General features: G+C 37.8%; 13 protein-coding genes and 4 tRNA genes. 4 read left to right on the top strand and 13 right to left on the bottom strand.

Features of this window, described 5'->3' with window-relative positions:
- Positions 1-32 precede the first annotated feature (32 nt).
- The 12 genes from ACSYSF_RS07795 to ACSYSF_RS07850 all read right to left on the bottom strand — a co-directional run bounded on the left by ACSYSF_RS07795 (position 33) and on the right by ACSYSF_RS07850 (position 13180).
- Positions 33-1394, bottom strand: coding sequence for an MATE family efflux transporter (locus ACSYSF_RS07795; RefSeq protein ID WP_489867451.1), 1362 nt, complete (start codon positions 1392-1394; stop codon positions 33-35).
- Positions 1395-1557: 163 nt separating this feature from the next.
- Positions 1558-2928: a sugar porter family MFS transporter gene (locus tag ACSYSF_RS07800; protein ID WP_489867452.1), complete on the bottom strand. Its 1371-nt coding sequence runs from the start codon at positions 2926-2928 to the stop codon at positions 1558-1560.
- Between the two features lie 341 nt (positions 2929-3269).
- Positions 3270-4901: an ABC-F family ATP-binding cassette domain-containing protein gene (locus ACSYSF_RS07805; protein WP_489867453.1), complete on the bottom strand. Its 1632-nt coding sequence runs from the start codon at positions 4899-4901 to the stop codon at positions 3270-3272.
- A gap of 138 nt (positions 4902-5039) precedes the next feature.
- Positions 5040-5822, bottom strand: a complete 783-nt coding sequence (locus tag ACSYSF_RS07810) for a metal ABC transporter permease (protein WP_489867454.1) — start codon at positions 5820-5822, stop codon at positions 5040-5042.
- On the bottom strand, positions 5815-6510 hold the full coding sequence (locus ACSYSF_RS07815; RefSeq protein ID WP_489867455.1) for a metal ABC transporter ATP-binding protein: 696 nt from the start codon (positions 6508-6510) through the stop codon (positions 5815-5817). Before ACSYSF_RS07815 ends, ACSYSF_RS07810 begins: the two co-directional genes overlap by 8 nt.
- Positions 6507-7427 (bottom strand): metal ABC transporter solute-binding protein, Zn/Mn family, encoded by a 921-nt coding sequence (locus ACSYSF_RS07820; protein WP_489867456.1) that lies wholly within the window; start codon positions 7425-7427, stop codon positions 6507-6509. The genes ACSYSF_RS07815 and ACSYSF_RS07820 overlap by 4 nt, the downstream gene beginning before the upstream one ends.
- The gene (locus ACSYSF_RS07825) at positions 7424-7885 is read right to left on the bottom strand and encodes a MarR family transcriptional regulator (protein WP_489867457.1); all 462 of its coding nucleotides are present in this window, start codon (positions 7883-7885) and stop codon (positions 7424-7426) included. Before ACSYSF_RS07825 ends, ACSYSF_RS07820 begins: the two co-directional genes overlap by 4 nt.
- Positions 7886-8438: 553 nt before the next feature.
- The gene (locus ACSYSF_RS07830; protein WP_489867458.1) at positions 8439-10337 is read right to left on the bottom strand and encodes an acyltransferase family protein; all 1899 of its coding nucleotides are present in this window, start codon (positions 10335-10337) and stop codon (positions 8439-8441) included.
- Positions 10338-10418: 81 nt separating this feature from the next.
- Entirely contained in the window at positions 10419-11156 is a 738-nt protein-coding gene (locus tag ACSYSF_RS07835; RefSeq protein ID WP_489867459.1) for a DUF975 family protein, read from the bottom strand.
- Between the two features lie 200 nt (positions 11157-11356).
- Positions 11357-11429: transfer RNA gene (locus ACSYSF_RS07840), tRNA-Gln, on the bottom strand.
- 9 nt (positions 11430-11438) lie between these two features.
- Positions 11439-11521: transfer RNA gene (locus ACSYSF_RS07845), tRNA-Tyr, on the bottom strand.
- 213 nt (positions 11522-11734) lie between these two features.
- On the bottom strand, positions 11735-13180 hold the full coding sequence (locus ACSYSF_RS07850; protein WP_489867460.1) for a peptide MFS transporter: 1446 nt from the start codon (positions 13178-13180) through the stop codon (positions 11735-11737).
- Between the two features lie 171 nt (positions 13181-13351).
- On the opposite strand from ACSYSF_RS07850, the gene ACSYSF_RS07855 reads away from it, so the two are divergent.
- The 3 genes from ACSYSF_RS07855 (at position 13352) to ACSYSF_RS07865 (ending at position 14401) form a co-directional block, all read left to right on the top strand.
- A complete protein-coding gene (locus ACSYSF_RS07855; RefSeq protein WP_489867461.1) occupies positions 13352-14179 on the top strand; it encodes a metallophosphoesterase in 828 nt (275 codons plus the stop codon).
- Positions 14180-14236: 57 nt separating this feature from the next.
- A tRNA-Tyr gene (locus ACSYSF_RS07860) sits at positions 14237-14319 on the top strand.
- A 9-nt stretch (positions 14320-14328) separates the two neighbouring features.
- A tRNA-Gln gene (locus tag ACSYSF_RS07865) sits at positions 14329-14401 on the top strand.
- A gap of 123 nt (positions 14402-14524) precedes the next feature.
- Here ACSYSF_RS07865 and ACSYSF_RS07870 read toward each other — a convergent pair.
- Positions 14525-15763 (bottom strand): MDR family MFS transporter, encoded by a 1239-nt coding sequence (locus ACSYSF_RS07870; protein ID WP_489867462.1) that lies wholly within the window; start codon positions 15761-15763, stop codon positions 14525-14527.
- 184 nt (positions 15764-15947) lie between these two features.
- On the opposite strand from ACSYSF_RS07870, the gene ACSYSF_RS07875 reads away from it, so the two are divergent.
- Positions 15948-16466: a DUF1836 domain-containing protein gene (locus ACSYSF_RS07875; protein WP_489867463.1), complete on the top strand. Its 519-nt coding sequence runs from the start codon at positions 15948-15950 to the stop codon at positions 16464-16466.

A 16466-nucleotide genomic window follows, 5' to 3' on the forward strand; every position in this document is an offset into this window, starting at 1 on the left:
GGTTAATTATGGACCACATCCTTTTTATATACTTATTCATTTACTTCTGTTTCATCAGGTACACTCTTTAAGCCCCTTAACTTTTTCACCATTCTACGCCAAGCTGGAATTAAGAATAACAATGATCCTAACCAAGCTAACGGATTAGCTAAACTAACTCCGAAGAAACCAAACCACTTTACCAATGAAAAAGCGGTAATCGTACGCATAATCATTTCACCCATACCGGCTAATGTCGGCGTTCGAACATCTCCAAGTCCTTGCAGTGTATAACGTAGCACAAACAAGGTACTTAAAATAAAGTACAATGGCCCATTTGCCCAGAAGTACTCTTGTGCCAAGCTCATAACTTCATGTTGTCCAGCTCCGACAAACAAGCTAACTAATTGACGACCAAAAATAACCTCAATAGCACCTAATACGAAACTAATACTAATTGAAATTGTTAAGGCCTTCTTAACACCTTCAAGAATTCGATCGTATTTACCAGCACCAAAGTTTTGAGCGGTATATGTTGCCATGGCAACACCAATTGCCATCATCAACTGCGTACTAATTTGGTCAACCTTTGAAGCTGCTGTATTGGCAGCTACGGCGTTAGTACCCAATGTATTCACAGCTGTTGCTAATGTTACCGCTCCAATCGCGATAATTGATTGTTGGAAGCCCATTGGCACCCCTGCCAAAAAGTGTTTTTTCAAATCGCCTTTTGGTAATTTAAAATCCGACCACGTTAAACGCAACGTATCAGTAAATTTAGTAATATGCCAATATGAGATAACGACTGTTACGAATTGTGCAAAGACAGTTGCGGTTGAAGCTCCTTCAACACCCCAACCAAACTTAACAATCAGCAATAGCTCAAGTGAGACGTTAACAATCATTCCAATAATCAAGTAATACAATGGCGCTTTACTATCTCCAACGGCACGTAAAGCGTTGGAAATAACGTTATAGCCCATCGTCATAATCGTACCCGCTAAAATAATACTAATGAAGATTTTTGATTCTTTATAGATATCTGATGGGATTTGCATCAAATTCAATAATGGATCCAAAAATACTAAACTCACAACAGTTAGAATAACGGACATAATTAAGGCTGCAACGATACTCGTTGCAAAAGATTCTCGAATACCACGGACATTTTGCGCACCAAATCTTTGCGCTGTGATAATCGACATTCCAGAACTAAATCCTTGGACGAAACCCATTACCAAGAACTGTATACTTCCTGTTGCACCAACCGCAGCCAATGAATTAACACCTAACGTTTGACCAACAATCAGTGTGTCGGAAATGTTGTACAGTTGCTGCACTAAGTTTCCCATCATTAGGGGGATGGCAAACATCAGGATGACTTTTGTGGGTTTTCCACTGGTTAGATCATTCATGTTCACTACTCCTTACCTATTTAGTTTTATTTGCAATAAATAAAAGTATAGAATAGCTTTCGTTCTTTTGTCTATTAATAAAGCTCTTAATTATCACTAACTTTATTTTTTATCAAAAAAGGACTCGATATGCATAAAACATACCGAGTTCTTTTAAATATTTTTATTTTGTACCTTTTTCGGCACCAATCTTTTCAATTTCCTCAAGTGAACGACCACGTGTTTCTGGTACGCGGAATAGTACGAACACAACAGCTGCCAAACAAATGACACCGAAGATAGCAAAGACCACTTCTTGTGACATTGAAGCTGTCATGATTGGGAAGACCAAAGCAACTGCGAATGATCCAACCCAGTTCATTGATGATGCCAAACCTGATGCACGACCACGAATTGCTAATGGGAAAATCTCACCAACTAATACCCATGTTAATGGGGCCCATGTAAAGGCATAGAAAGCAACGAAGATGCATAGGAATACAACAATCATCATTGGATTAGTATCCATAAATGAATTAATTACTGCTGGCAAGATGAATGAAAGACCCATCACAGTACCACCTAGAATCAATAAGTGACGACGGTTAAACTTCTCAGCGATAGCCATGTAGAACAATGCACCAACAACCAAGATAACACCGTTAACAACGGGCCATAGCAAGGCATCAGCAGCAGCTTGACCAGTAGCCTTTTCAACAATCAATGGGATGTAGTAGAAGATAGCATTAGCACCCATAAATTGTTGGAAGAATGCGACAACAACACCGGCAATAACTAGATAACGATAACGGCCGTCTAACAATGAACCCCAAGTTGTTGTCTTGGCAGCTTGTTGTTCGATCTTAGCAGTTTCACTAATATCAGTCATTTCAGCGTCAATTTCTTCTGGCTTACGAATCCATGACAACACTTGACGTGCTTCATCATTCTTACCTGCTTTAATTAAGAAACGTGGTGACTCAGGCAAACGTAACACTCCCAAGAACAAAATCAAGGCAGGTACGGCAGCCAAAGCTAGCATCAAACGCCATGCAATATGTTCTGGCAATCCTTTAAGAATGAAATCAACAACGTATGAAATCAACATACCTGAAACAATCATCAATTGATTGATTCCTGATAAACTACCACGCTTTTCAGCTGGTGACATCTCTGACATATAAGCTGGTACCAACGCTGACGCTGCACCAACCGCAATTCCTAATACCACACGCGTGAAAATTAAATAACCAACAGCATTATGTGGTGAAATTCCTGCTAGAAGAGCACCAATCATAAATAGCACCGCTGAATATAACACCATCTTACGACGTCCCAAACGATCAGATAACTGACCAGCAATAGCACCTCCAAACACAGCACCTAACATCAACGATGATGTAATCCAACCTGTAACACCACCACCTGACAAATTCCAGTCACTTTGTAAGAATGGCAATGCACCAGTCATAACACCAATATCGTATCCGAATAAGATACCCCCAAAGGCTCCAAAGAAGTAAATAAATTTACTAGAAATTTTCTTCTCAGACATGAATTATTCCCTCCAACACCATGTATTTCGTACATGACAATAATTACTTACTGAAAACAATTACGCATCCCCCACCACACGATTCACCATTAACTTAGGCGAAACGATATGAAAACTTGTAATCGCTTTCATCAACAATTGTTATTATACATGTTGTACGGACAAATTAAAAGTCTTTTGTATTTAAAATACAAATTAACAGACAAATATAAAATCAATAACGCATGAATTTCCTTGATTTTTAGGCATTTTTTCTTAATTTGTTTTTTATTTCCATACAAAAAAGCCAACCGATAAATTCAACATTTATCAGTTGGCTTTTACTATAATTTAATTTTTAATTACAACACGATGTTCTTAGCAGCTAATTGCTTTTGAACTTCTGGGTGCGCCATAAATTCATCATATGTTGTTTCAGCACGATCAATTGAACCTTGATCTGATACAACAATCACGTGATCAGCAATCGTTTGTGCAAAAGTGTGGTCATGTGACGTGAAAATTAAACCACCTTGGAACTTAATCAAGCCGTCGTTCAATGACGTAATTGACTCCAAGTCCAAATGGTTAGTAGGGTCATCCAAAATCAAAACGTTGGCCTTTGTAAGCATCAACTTTGATAGCATGACACGGACTTTTTCTCCTCCAGAAAGAACATCCAAAGTCTTCTCAGCATCTTCACCCTTGAACAACATACGTCCTAACAAACCACGCAAGAATGTATTGTCACTTTCTTCCTTTGATGCGAAATCACGCAGATAATCTAAGATAGGACGATCTGGATTAGGGAAATTAGTGGCCATATCTTTAGCAAGGTAGTCTTGTGTCGTTGTAACACCCCAAGTAACTGTACCTAAGTCAGGCTTTACCTTACCAGCAATGATATCCAACATCATTGTTGCGGCCACATCGTTTTCGGCCATGATTAGGGCCTTTTCATTAGGATTAACAGTGAAAGTGATATTATCTAAAATCTTTTCACCATCGACACTCTTTGACACACCTTCAACACGTAGCATATCATTACCCATTTCACGTTGTGTTTCAAAATTAATGTATGGGTACTTACGTGATGATGGTTGAATATCATCTAACGTAATCTTTTCCAATTGCTTCTTACGAGAAGTTGCTTGCTTTGACTTAGAAGCATTAGCTGAGAAACGGGCAATAAAGTCTTGCAATTCTTTAATTTGCTCTTCCTTCTTCGCATTAGCTTGTGATTGCAAACGTTGGGCTAGTTCAGATGATTGCTTCCAGAAATCATAGTTACCAACGAATAACTTAATCTTACCGAAATCAACATCCAAGATCATAGTTGCCACGGCATTCAAGAAGTGACGGTCGTGGGAAACAACCAAAACTGTATTTTGGTAATCTGCCAAGAAATCTTCCAACCAAGCAATCGTCTTCGTATCCAAACCATTGGTTGGCTCATCCAAAATCAAAATATCAGGGTTACCAAATAATGCTTGAGCAAGCAAAACTTTAACCTTCGTTACTTCGGGCAAGTCTGACATCATGGTTTGGTGTTGTTCTTCCGGAATACCAATGCTTTGTAGTAATTGACTAGCCTCCGTTTCAGCAGTCCAACCATCTAACTCTTCAAAACGAGCTGATAATTCACCAACCCGAATACCATCTTCATCAGTAAAGGGATCGTGCATATAGATGTCATCCATTTCAGTTTTGACATCATATAATTCCTTATGACCTTGCATAACCGTATCCATGACTGAATATTGATCAAAAGCAAAGTGGTCTTGTACCAATGATGACATACGCTCATTTGGATCCATTGAGACAGTTCCAGTTGTAGGTTGTAGTTTACCTTCTAAAACCTTTAAAAAGGTTGATTTTCCGGCACCATTGGCACCAATAATTCCGTATGTATTACCCGGCGTAAACTTCAAATTAACGTCGTCATACAATTTTTTACCAGTGAATGACACTGATACGTTTGAAACTGTTAGCATATTTTATTTTTTCTCCTACAGAATAGTCTTTTATTTCTTTATTTCATTCACTTGTTGCGTACAAGCATACCATAAACAACTTTATCAAATGCCCTATTTATACGCAAGCAGAATACCTTATTGATGCGCATTTTATCGCTACTTTTTTTGCGCTAAACTCACAAAATATATCGCTGCTTCGATTAGTGCAATAAAGAATGATACTGGTAAGTCTAGCCAGAATGACATGACTAATGCTAGCCAAACCCCGAATACGGCAAAAAGAATTGATAAACCAATAATCTGCCAAACCGTTCGTCCCCAACGCATAGCTGAACTAGCTGGTAAAATCATCAAAATAAAGATTAAGAGTGAACCAACTACTTGTGCTGATACAGCAACCGTGACAGCCATTAACCCTAAAAACAACACTTCAATTAATTGAATGTTTTTCAAGCTAAAGCTAGCCGTTGAATAATCAAACGCAAAATGGCGCAATGGTCTAAACATTATTAAGGTCACTAAAATAACTAAAATAGCTAAAATAACGACTTCAATCACGTCAGCTTTATTAATACTAAAAATAGAACCAAATAAAATACCTGTTGCTGCGGTGGCATTTTTATCTGACAGCGATAGAAAGGCAATTCCAAGTCCAATTGCCACTGCACTAACAGCTGAAATCAAAGATTCAGAACGTTGCTCCTTAATTCCTAAACTACCAACACTCATTGAAGCAACCACCGAAAAGAGCAACATCCCCACTAGTGGCGACCAGCTCATGAACAACGCAAACGAAGCCCCTGCAAACCCAATTTCACTTAGAGTATGGGCCAAGAAAGACATCCGCCGCGCAACAATGAATGGGCCGATTAAACCACTCATAATCGCAATTAACGTCCCTGCCACAAAGGCATGTTGCATAAAAGGAAAACTAAACATTAATTTGGCCTCCTCGTTTTAACTTTGTCACATCTAAATTACGAATCGTATCATATTCACTACCATTAGGTGATAGTAGCAAATATTCATCTGCATATCGTTGCATAATATCAATATCATGACTAACCATGATGGTGGTTAATTGATATTGTTGTTGGTACTCACGCACAACGTTCATTAGCGTATATTTAGCCACATTATCTAAGTTCGCTGTTGCTTCATCTAACACTAAAATATCCGGGTTTTGAACTAGCGCCTGCGCCAAATAAGCGCGTTGACGCTCACCACCTGACGCCTTATCAATCCGTTGATCTGCAATATCTGTTAAATCAGTAATCGCCAGAACATTTGCAAGTTGTTGTTTTTCAACTTTAGATAACCATGGTCGCATGCCTTGGTCAAAAGTTAACGCAACAAAATCTCGAATACGTAATGCAAAGGCCTGCATATCCGGCCGATATTGTGGCACATATGCAACCTTATAATCCCGGTCATCCCCTGACCACACAAATTGCCCAGTTGTTAACGGCAACTTACCTAACATAGCTCTAACCAGAGTTGTCTTACCAACTCCATTATCACCAATCAAAGCTAAATTATGACCTTGGTTCAATTGAAAATTAACTTGCCGATAAAGCCAGCGATCATCAAATTTAATACCAATATCTTTACCTTCTAAAATAATCATTCTTGTAACGCCTCATCTAATGCCTTTAATTGCTTAATTTGCCAGTTAATATATGTTGTATGAGCTGGTTTTGTTTCACGTGCTGCCACAACTGGAACATGATGTTTCTTAGCATATGCTATACCTTGCGTTGCTAATTTCCCCGTTGCTTGTGGGTTTTCAATGACCGCTGCAATTTCACCTCGATTAATGAGTTGCTGCCATTCTCGCACATCGCTTGGCGTTGGATCATCACCTTCTTCAATTGCTTGCGCGAACTTTTTGTCCTGCATATTCGCACCAAGCGCCAACAAAGTATTATCAAACACTGGTTCAGTCGCTAATAATTTTTTACCCGATAATCGTTGTTGCACCTTTTGTTGCCATTTCACTAGTCGTTGAGCTTTATCTTGATAAGCTTGGGCATTTTTTTCAAAATAGGCTTTTTTATTTGGCATTAACTGACCATATGTTTTTGCTAATTGTTCTGGTAGTCGTGTTGTGACATCCGTCTTATACCAAAAATGTTCGTTGCCGCCACTTTTACCATCTTGATAGTCATAAAGTTTAGCTAAATTAATATGCTTAGCTGTATTATTCTGTTTAGCAAAATTGACACTCCAATTATCGAAACCACCACCATTAGAAATAATGACGTCAGCTTGGTCAAATTGTTTTGCAACACTAGCAGTTGGTTCATATTCATGTGGGTCCATTTCAGGTTTATCAATAACACTCGTCACTTTACCAGCATTACCTAAAACAGCTGTCGCCATTTCACCGTAACTATCTAAACTTGCCACGACTGAAATTTGCTTATCACCAGTTGTAACCGAAGTTTGGTTCTTACGTTGCCAAGCTTGATAAAAAATAATACTTAACAAGACAATGACAATCAATATCGGAATCCAGATCAAAATGTTCTTTTTTGACTTCATTCATTTTCTCCAATTAAACGTGTCTCTAGGTCTGACAAAAATTTACTAATAACTTGTTGTTCCTCTGCTGAAAATTCATTTAATAATTCTTCGTACTCAGTCAGTGTTTCACGATGTCGTTGTGTGTGCGCTGATGCCATTGCTATCCCTATTGTGGTTAATGACCAGCGACTAACTCGTCGATCCTTTTCATCAGGAATGACATTAACCATTGGTTCATCACGACTGTATAAACTCTTCATAGCTTTCGTAACCGCAGCGCCTGATACTTGTAGTGCCCGTGACAATTCAGAATTTGTCTGTGGACCATTTTGTGCCAACAACATTAATAAATGTCCTTGGGTTGTTGTAATATCTGTTTTATTCGTACCAATTAAAACCTCACGTTGATTTTCAGAAGATAATTTTAAATGATTTAAAAAATTATCAATTTGTGCTGCATATGGTGAATTCGCCATCACTTCCAACCTCCTTAACTGGTTAATTAACCAGTTAATAATATCACGTACTATTTGTTAGTGCAAGCTCCTAAACAGAGAGCGAGAACAAAAGCGGGTTGAACCTGATATATAACGTTGTTGGGACTAATTGTGGCCGGAGCAACGCGCAGGACATGATTGGCCCCAATGATGTTATATGGAAGGTTCAGCATTTGTGAACGTGTTTATACCAGAGCGAGAACAAAGACGCTTTGGATTCGGTGTGTAACGGTGTTTGAACGTTTTGCGGTCATCAGACCGTGAAGCGGGCAAATCCGTTACATTAAGAATCCAGTCTTTGTGAACGTGTTTATACCAGAGCGAGAACAAAGACGCTTTGGATTCGGTGTGTAACGGTGTTTGGACGTTTTGCGGTCGTCAGACCGTGAAGCGGGCAAATCCGTTACATTGAGAATCCAGTCTTTGTGAACGCGTTTATACTATAAAAATTACAGGCTTGTAATTCAAACTTTTTTAGCTAAAAAGAGATTGGAACATTTTCTTTTGTCCCAACCTCTAATCATAAATCTATTTACTTATCGTTATCTTTATAATAATCAGCCATTGTCTTAGCAATCAAACTTGCATATTGTTGTGATCCACTGGCGTTAGGATGTACATTATCATCACCTAACCAATCGCTATGATCCTTAACAAGTGTTGCCCAATCAACAATGTGTAGATTCTTATATTTATCAGTTTGTTCTGTTAAGAATGCATTGTTCTTTTCGACCCAATCACGATCAGCATAACTGTTAATCCAGAAGACTTGGCGATTCTTACCAACAATGTCCATAATCTTTTTGAAGTCATTCTCACCAATCGTACCATTAGTTCCAATTGAAATGATAACATTTTGCGTTAACAAACCTTGACTATCATAAGAACTTAAAATATCTGGAATTGAATATGCTTGACGACCTACTGTTGCATTAGCCACTGTATTTGGCATCAATTCTTGCAAATCAGGTGCCACATCAACCATCACTGAATCACCAACAGCTGTCACGCGTTGGTTACGCAAAGACGCAAATTGATCCGCTGTTAAACCATACTTGCTCATCACATCGCGTTCTTTTTGTGATAAGGAATTAGGATCAATCTTTTCAGGCTTAGCATCTTTCTTGCTATCGTCTTTTTTCGCTTTCTTAGCTTGTTCAACGGCCTTTTTGTTAGCTTGGCTAATCTGGTCTTTATTAGTATCTAATCGCTTCTCTAACGTATTCTTAGGCTTTGCATGTGCCGTTTCTTTAGCAGATACTGCATAGCCAGTCCCAACTGTCAAAAGCAACGCTACTACTGCAGTGATTTGTAGCTTTCGCTGGGTCAAGAATGCCTTGTACCAAGGCTTGCTCGTCTTCATATGACGGAACACATTTTCAACGTAACGATAACTCAATTCTGCCAATACTAACACGATGATAATCTTGACGATGTCCATCCAGAAAGTATTAGAATGCTTAACTAAGCGATCGAAAAAGACAAAGACTGGTAATTGATATAGATAAATACTATATGAACGTTTACCAAGATAATTAAAAATACGATTATCCAAAATATGACTTAAATATGATGCCGGATGCGCTGTAATCGCAATTAAACTTGTAATAATTGCTGTTGCTACAAACATCAAGCCCATATAAGTAGCGCGCCATTCACCGTCCAAAAAGAAGAACGTAACAATCGTAAGGATTAGTGCAATGGTTCCCAGTGTATCCAAGTTTCGTTTAACACGTGGTGACAGCACGAGTTTCATGCGTTGTGATGGCCATCCAAATGCTAAAGCTGCTCCAAATAACACAGCGAATATGCGTGTATCTGAACCATAGTAAGCACGGTTAATATTCATTGGGTCATACAAAACTCCCAATAAAATAGCCGAAATTGCAGCTAAACCGATTAATGAAAAGCCAATTGAGATACGTCGAATTCGAAGTCCCAACAAAATCATCACAATAATTGGCCATATCAAATAAAATTGTCCTTCAATAGATAGTGACCATAAATGGGTAAATGGTGATGAGCCACCCCATGAATCAAAGTAAGAATCACCATTCTTTGTCGCCCAAATATTATAAAGGTAGACCATGTTGCTACCAATAATAGCTCTTAAATTGTAAAGTAAATCACGTGCAAAAAACGCAATATAACTTGCCGTTGCAAACAACATGATTACAAGGGCTGGATACAAACGTTTAATACGTCGTTTGTAAAAGCCCCATACATCAATACGACCATTACGATCATATTCTTGAATTAATAAATCTGTGATTAAATAACCTGATAAAACGAAGAACAATGGTACACCCATCCATCCACCAGGTAATGCATTTGGCCATAAATGAAATACGATGACTCCAATCACAGCAATTGCTCTAAGCCCATCAAATCCCTTAATATAACGTGGCTTACTTGTGACATCTTGGCTCATTTTTTTCTCTTCCTAAACACTCTTAAAATTAAATAAAACTAACTTTCCCAAATTACTGTTTGTCATCTTCGCTGTAAAATTTTACAACTCATCATTTTCATCAAAACGCATCTTTGGGCGACTATATGAATCGCCATTGCGAACTGCTAGATAAAATTCGGCCATAGTTGCTTGATAATACGGTACAACATAGATTCCTGCGACACCATATGTAAAGGCAACTAAGATCCACCATAGGATAAAGCTAAATTGTAACCAAAATAGTTGTAGTCGATAACCGCGCATCATATTTTCTGATTTTTTTAAATATGACGTAATTGAAGAAACTTCACGACCAGCCCGAACATCCTCAGCATACAGTAACGGCGCCTGTGAATATGAATAAGCCTTAATAATACCAGGTATGATAAATAAAAATGTCCATAGTACCGTGAACACAAATCGAACACCTAACAAAACAACGACGTCAATCAATGTTTTCGAGTTTAAAAACTTGATACTATCTTTAAATGGGTTTTCAGGCGTCTTTTTACTACGATGCCATTGCACAAATCCCCAAGTTACACCTAATGTAATAATTCCTAACAACACTTCAGACAAAATACTAGTTGTCAGTACTTCCATTCCCAAAGAGAATGATGTTGCCGTTAAATCATGGACATTTTCAGGATCAATTGTCTGAGCTGGCTCATTATTATCATGGATAGTTGAGATAACCTGCCATATGATTAAAACGATTGTCAGCTTAACTGCTGTACTAAAATTTTCGCCACTAACATATGTTTTTGCTTTAGTTTTTAAATCATAATTAGTAAACATAAATTACCTTTCAATTGGATTAAGTTCTTTCAAGTTTAACACATCTCTTCTTCTGATTATTTGATGAGAATGGTAAACATTTTTTCAATAGCATATCTATTAATTATACGATTAAATTTGGAATTTTCCTAATGAAGAAACTAATAAAAATTAAAATAAAAGAGCCAACAAGTACCAAGACTCATTGACTCTTCGTTTAACTGGGATAGCTGGATTCGAACCAGCGAATACACGGTACCAAAAACCGATGCCTTACCACTTGGCCATATCCCAATGATTAAATGGGGGCTATAGGATTCGAACCTATGAACCCGAAGGAATGGATTTACAGTCCACCGCGTTTGACCGGACTTCGCTAAACCCCCATATCTGTCTCATAGGCATCTCTGCCCCGACAACTCTTATATCATACCAATTAGAAATATAGATTGCAAGTACTTTTTTGAATTTTTTTATCCAGAAAGTAAAAATGAGGTTAAGACAGCCATGCCTCAACCCCGTTAACTATTTATAAACGTGTTCAAAAAATCTGAATAATCAATGTAACGTCAAATCCAAATCGTCTTTGTTCACACTCTCTACTTTACACCAGCCATTAAACGCTTAATACGTGGTACTAAGAATACCAATAGCACTCCTAATGCAACAGAAGCAATTCCGAACCATGAGAAGTAAGCAACTTCGTTATCTGATGAATACAAAGTTACTAATTGTGCATTCAATGCTGATCCAGCTGAAGATGCTAAGAACCACATTGACATCATTTGTGACATAAATGCCTTTGGTGCCAATTTAGTGGTAACTGACAAACCAACTGGTGAAATCAACATCTCACCAATAATAACTAGAGCCCATGAGCCAACTAGCCATAATGGTGATACGTGACCCTCGGTACCGAATAACGTACCTGGCAAAGCCATCAACAAGAATGACGCACCTGCAAACATCAACCCAATTGAAAACTTCATTGGTGAAGATGGTTGGTTCTTACGCCACTTAGCCCATAGCCAAGCAAAGAATGGCGTATAAAGCATGATGAACAATGGATTCAATGATTGGAACCATGATGCTGGGAACCATGACGTGTCGACGCGTTCAGCAGCAAATGTTGCCAAAACAATTGATCCTTGTTCCTCAATTGCCCAGAATAGGACAGCAGCTAAGAACAATGGAATATATGAAAAGACACGTGAACGCTCTTCTTTCGTTACCTTAGCTGATGTTGTCATCAATATAAAGTATGATATTGGCAACAAAACTGCGACAATTGTCAACAAATTAATGTAATTTTGAAGACTGTTCCAGCCCATCAAATTCATCAAAATAACAACTAAGATAAAGAAAATAATACCCAAAATTGTCTTGATAATTAATGGCTTAACTTCTTCTTCTTGCAAAGGATCAGGTGCGTAATTTGAATCTTCATGAAGATGCTTACCACCGAAATGATATTGAACCAATCCGAAGAACATTCCAATAGCTGCTAGTGAGAAACCAGCGTGGAACCCTACGTTTTCTTGTGTCCATCCAACTAACAATGGCGAAATAAATGAACCTAAATTAATACCGAACACAAAAATTGAGAAACCTGAATCACGTGATGCTTCATTATCATCATATAGTGATCCAACCATTGAAGAAACATTAGGCTTTAGCAATCCAGTTCCAAGTACGATTAATATCATTGAAATGAACATTGCTGTTGCACCAAATGGTAATGCTAGTGCAATATGTCCAAACATAATCAACACACCACCCCAGAATACCGTCCGGCGTTGACCTAAAATACGATCAGCGATAAATCCACCAACAACACCTGATAAGTAAACCATTGATGCATAAATGGCCATAATAGATGCAGCCGTAGCCTTAGTGATGTTTAAGTCACCAGAGCTAATTAAATGCCACATATAGTAAAGCAATATGGCTTTCATACCATAATAACTGAAACGTTCCCACATTTCGGTCATAAACAAAGTTTTTAGACCGTATGGTTGTCCCAGAAACTTCTTTTCCGTTTTCATGAGAAAAACTCCTATTCACATACTACATTTCTACTCTAGACGTTTTAGACGTCACGGGTTAAATTTTACTAGTAATTATAACGTTCGACAAGGATAATTATCATTTTTCATTAACATACCCACACTTTTGTTATAATCACATTATGGGATTGTGTGAAAAGGGGTAACGTTATGACTAAAATCATCGTATCAAGTGATAATCATTTTGATGTGAACAAACAGGACATTTCGCAAGCATTGTTTGAACAAGCATCAACTTTGCGAGATCTTCAACCTGATTATTATTTAATTGCAGGTGACTTATTCAACGATTTTGAAAAATCATTGCATTATGTTCATCAATTACAAAACGCTTTAGGGATCAAAACTAAAGTGTTGTTTATTGCGGGCAATCATGATATGGGCCGCAATATTTCTTTTAACGAATTAGAAACGCCTTTAGATCCTCTTTACTTACACAATCAATATTTAGACATCCCCCAGACGAATTGGCGTATTATCGGTCACAATGGTTGGTACGATTACAGTTTCACCCCCGACATCGATGATGCATCAGTCGCTCGTTTTCGGTCTGGTTTCTACTATGATCGAATTATCGACCAACCAATGAGTGATCATGAACGGATGGCACTTGGCCTTGCACAAATGCAGCAATTATTAGATCAAGCAGTTCATGACCGTAAACAAGTGTTATTCTTCACTCATTTTGCACCTATTAATGATGAGATATACTATCCTGATGCAACTTCACGCTGGGCTATTATCAATGGTGTGCTTGGTTCCAAAAAAACTGGTGCCCTACTTGCTAAATATCCAAACGTCAAACATGTTTTTTATGGTCACGTTCATATCACAGTACCCCCACGTCGCAAAAATGACTTAATTTACTATAACGCGAGCGTTGGCTACAATCGTCATAACTTAAAAGAATGGACGGCCGACACGTTTTATCAAAGTTGGTTAAATAAAATTGTTCAAATAGTGTTGACAAGTGAATAAGAATTCTGTATAGTATATATTCGTTGAGGTGATACAGAGTATTGCTTAAATATATATGGGGGTTTAGCGAAGTCCGGTCAAACGCGGTGGACTGTAAATCCATTCCTTCGGGTTCATAGGTTCGAATCCTATAGCCCCCATTTAATCATTGGGATATGGCCAAGTGGTAAGGCATCGGTTTTTGGTACCGTGTATTCGCTGGTTCGAATCCAGCTATCCCAGCTAAATAAAGAGTCAATGAGCATTTATGCTTGTTGGCTTTTTTATTGCAATTAATCTTATACAAAAACGCCACGATAGTTGCATTTCATCAGCTGCCGTGGCGTTTTATATAAAATTTAGTTATTATTCTGTTGGCTCGTTATCAAATTGCGCTGGCATTTTTGATGCTTTAACAATCGTGATAATAGCAATAAATGTCCCTACCATCAAAATGGCTGACATTCCCAAATCATTAGTGAATTGCGACATTGAAACCATTGATCCGGCTAAAATATTACCAACTGGTCGAGTAGCTGAAAAGGCCCCTGAATACGCCCCTATCTTCTTTGGATTCATCATATCAGCACGCATCGTTTGACTTGATGGTACGTTGATAATCTCACCCAATGTGAAGACAAACGCTACAATAACCAGTGGCCAAAAGTCATGCAATAGGAAAGCGATGGCAAAGCCAAGACCCTGTAATAATGTTCCTAGCGCAAAACTATTCCGCAACGGCCACCGATTCGTAAAACGATTAATGTAATTCATAACCAAAACAATTAAAATCGTATTAATTATCAACATAAACGATAACATTCGTTGGCCATAAAAGTGGATACCCATAAATGTATAATCATTAAATGACTTCGTTAGATGAGCTGCTAAATAGAAATCAGGTTGTGAATAGATGACCACTGAAAAAATTGAGCCAAACATAAATAGCAAATAACGTTTATCTGACAACACTTGACCATATGATTTAACAGCGCTCCAAACAGATGAACTAGATTGGATATGGTCCATATCCAACGTTTCAGCCATTCCAAATTTAATAATCATGGCGTTGATGATCCCAACAATGACTGATCCCAATAATAGCTCAAATAAATAATCACGGAAGAACCAACCACCAATAGCAGCACCAATCATAACACCAATATTAATTACCCAGTAAATCAAGGCATACACAAATTTTCGATTCTGAATGGTTGAAGCATCAATCATCATGGCCTGTTCAGCTGGATCAGCAAAGGACGAACCAACGGATGCTAGTAAGAAGCCCAAAAATGTCACATATGGATTCACATACCATGGCGAATTCATTAGCATTGCCAAGCCATAACCAATAATGATTAATGCTGAACCCGTCAGCATTGTGCGTTTACGTCCCCAGACATCAGATAGGTGACCACCGTATAGCCCAGCGATGAATCCACCGACTGACACGACCATTAATAGCAAACCTGAGACAAACGCCCCGAAATATTGCACATAATAAATTGTCATATTAGGGCCAATCGAACTACCCAGTAGAACCGTCAGAAAAACTGTTAACGTCCTTAACTTTAAGTTACGATTAAGCGCCATAAATTCTTGCATCTCTTTACACCTCCAATACCTAAAAAATCAAATTGTTTCTATACTAACACAACCAATTATCAAATGTCCCAATTTATATATGATAAATATTATTTATTAGTGTTCATAATTGTATAATTTAGTTTTATAGTCTAGATGTGATATAATACCCTTTATCTTAAAGAATAAATCGAAGGTGATTATCGTGATTGAAAATAACGTGCAAAAAAACAATTTTGAAGATATTGTCTTCCCACACTGGGATGACTTACCAAAATTCGATCTTTATATGGACCAAGTCATTGAATATGTTAATACCGTTCTAACACCGCTTGAATTGCCTGAAATAACTTCAACGATGATTAACAACTACGTTAAGAAAAAGATGATCCTAGCACCTGTTAAAAAGCGTTATCAAACGCTACAAGTTGCTGATATTTTAATCATTTCATTATTCAAATCAATCTTCTCATTAGATCAAATCCGAGCTGCCATTGATCAAATAACAGCTAATGATTATCCTAAGAACGCTTTTAATTCTTTTGTTGATACATTGTCAGGTTATTTCAAAAATCCAACTAATATACCTAGTGAAGAATCATCAATTGAAGCGCAATTAATGCAAACAGCTGCTAGCTTACTTTTCCATAAATTAGAAGCAGAAAAGTTGTTAGCAACTTTACAAAAAGAGCACCCAATTAAAGAAGTGCCGACAACGAAATAA

It is taken from the genome of Weissella sp. ESL1139, assembly GCF_058506735.1.

What these genes read in the sequence shown, in the direction of transcription:
- ACSYSF_RS07795 (WP_489867451.1), bottom strand. Translation starts at nt 1,394, where the DNA reads ATGAATGATCTAACCAGTGGAAAACCCACAAAAGTCATCCTGATGTTT.
- ACSYSF_RS07800 (WP_489867452.1), bottom strand. Translation starts at nt 2,928, where the DNA reads ATGTCTGAGAAGAAAATTTCTAGTAAATTTATTTACTTCTTTGGAGCC.
- ACSYSF_RS07805 (WP_489867453.1), bottom strand. Translation starts at nt 4,901, where the DNA reads ATGCTAACAGTTTCAAACGTATCAGTGTCATTCACTGGTAAAAAATTG.
- ACSYSF_RS07810 (WP_489867454.1), bottom strand. Translation starts at nt 5,822, where the DNA reads ATGTTTAGTTTTCCTTTTATGCAACATGCCTTTGTGGCAGGGACGTTA.
- ACSYSF_RS07815 (WP_489867455.1), bottom strand. Translation starts at nt 6,510, where the DNA reads ATGATTATTTTAGAAGGTAAAGATATTGGTATTAAATTTGATGATCGC.
- ACSYSF_RS07820 (WP_489867456.1), bottom strand. Translation starts at nt 7,427, where the DNA reads ATGAAGTCAAAAAAGAACATTTTGATCTGGATTCCGATATTGATTGTC.
- ACSYSF_RS07825 (WP_489867457.1), bottom strand. Translation starts at nt 7,885, where the DNA reads ATGGCGAATTCACCATATGCAGCACAAATTGATAATTTTTTAAATCAT.
- ACSYSF_RS07830 (WP_489867458.1), bottom strand. Translation starts at nt 10,337, where the DNA reads ATGAGCCAAGATGTCACAAGTAAGCCACGTTATATTAAGGGATTTGAT.
- ACSYSF_RS07835 (WP_489867459.1), bottom strand. Translation starts at nt 11,156, where the DNA reads ATGTTTACTAATTATGATTTAAAAACTAAAGCAAAAACATATGTTAGT.
- ACSYSF_RS07850 (WP_489867460.1), bottom strand. Translation starts at nt 13,180, where the DNA reads ATGAAAACGGAAAAGAAGTTTCTGGGACAACCATACGGTCTAAAAACT.
- ACSYSF_RS07855 (WP_489867461.1), top strand. Translation starts at nt 13,352, where the DNA reads ATGACTAAAATCATCGTATCAAGTGATAATCATTTTGATGTGAACAAA.
- ACSYSF_RS07870 (WP_489867462.1), bottom strand. Translation starts at nt 15,763, where the DNA reads ATGCAAGAATTTATGGCGCTTAATCGTAACTTAAAGTTAAGGACGTTA.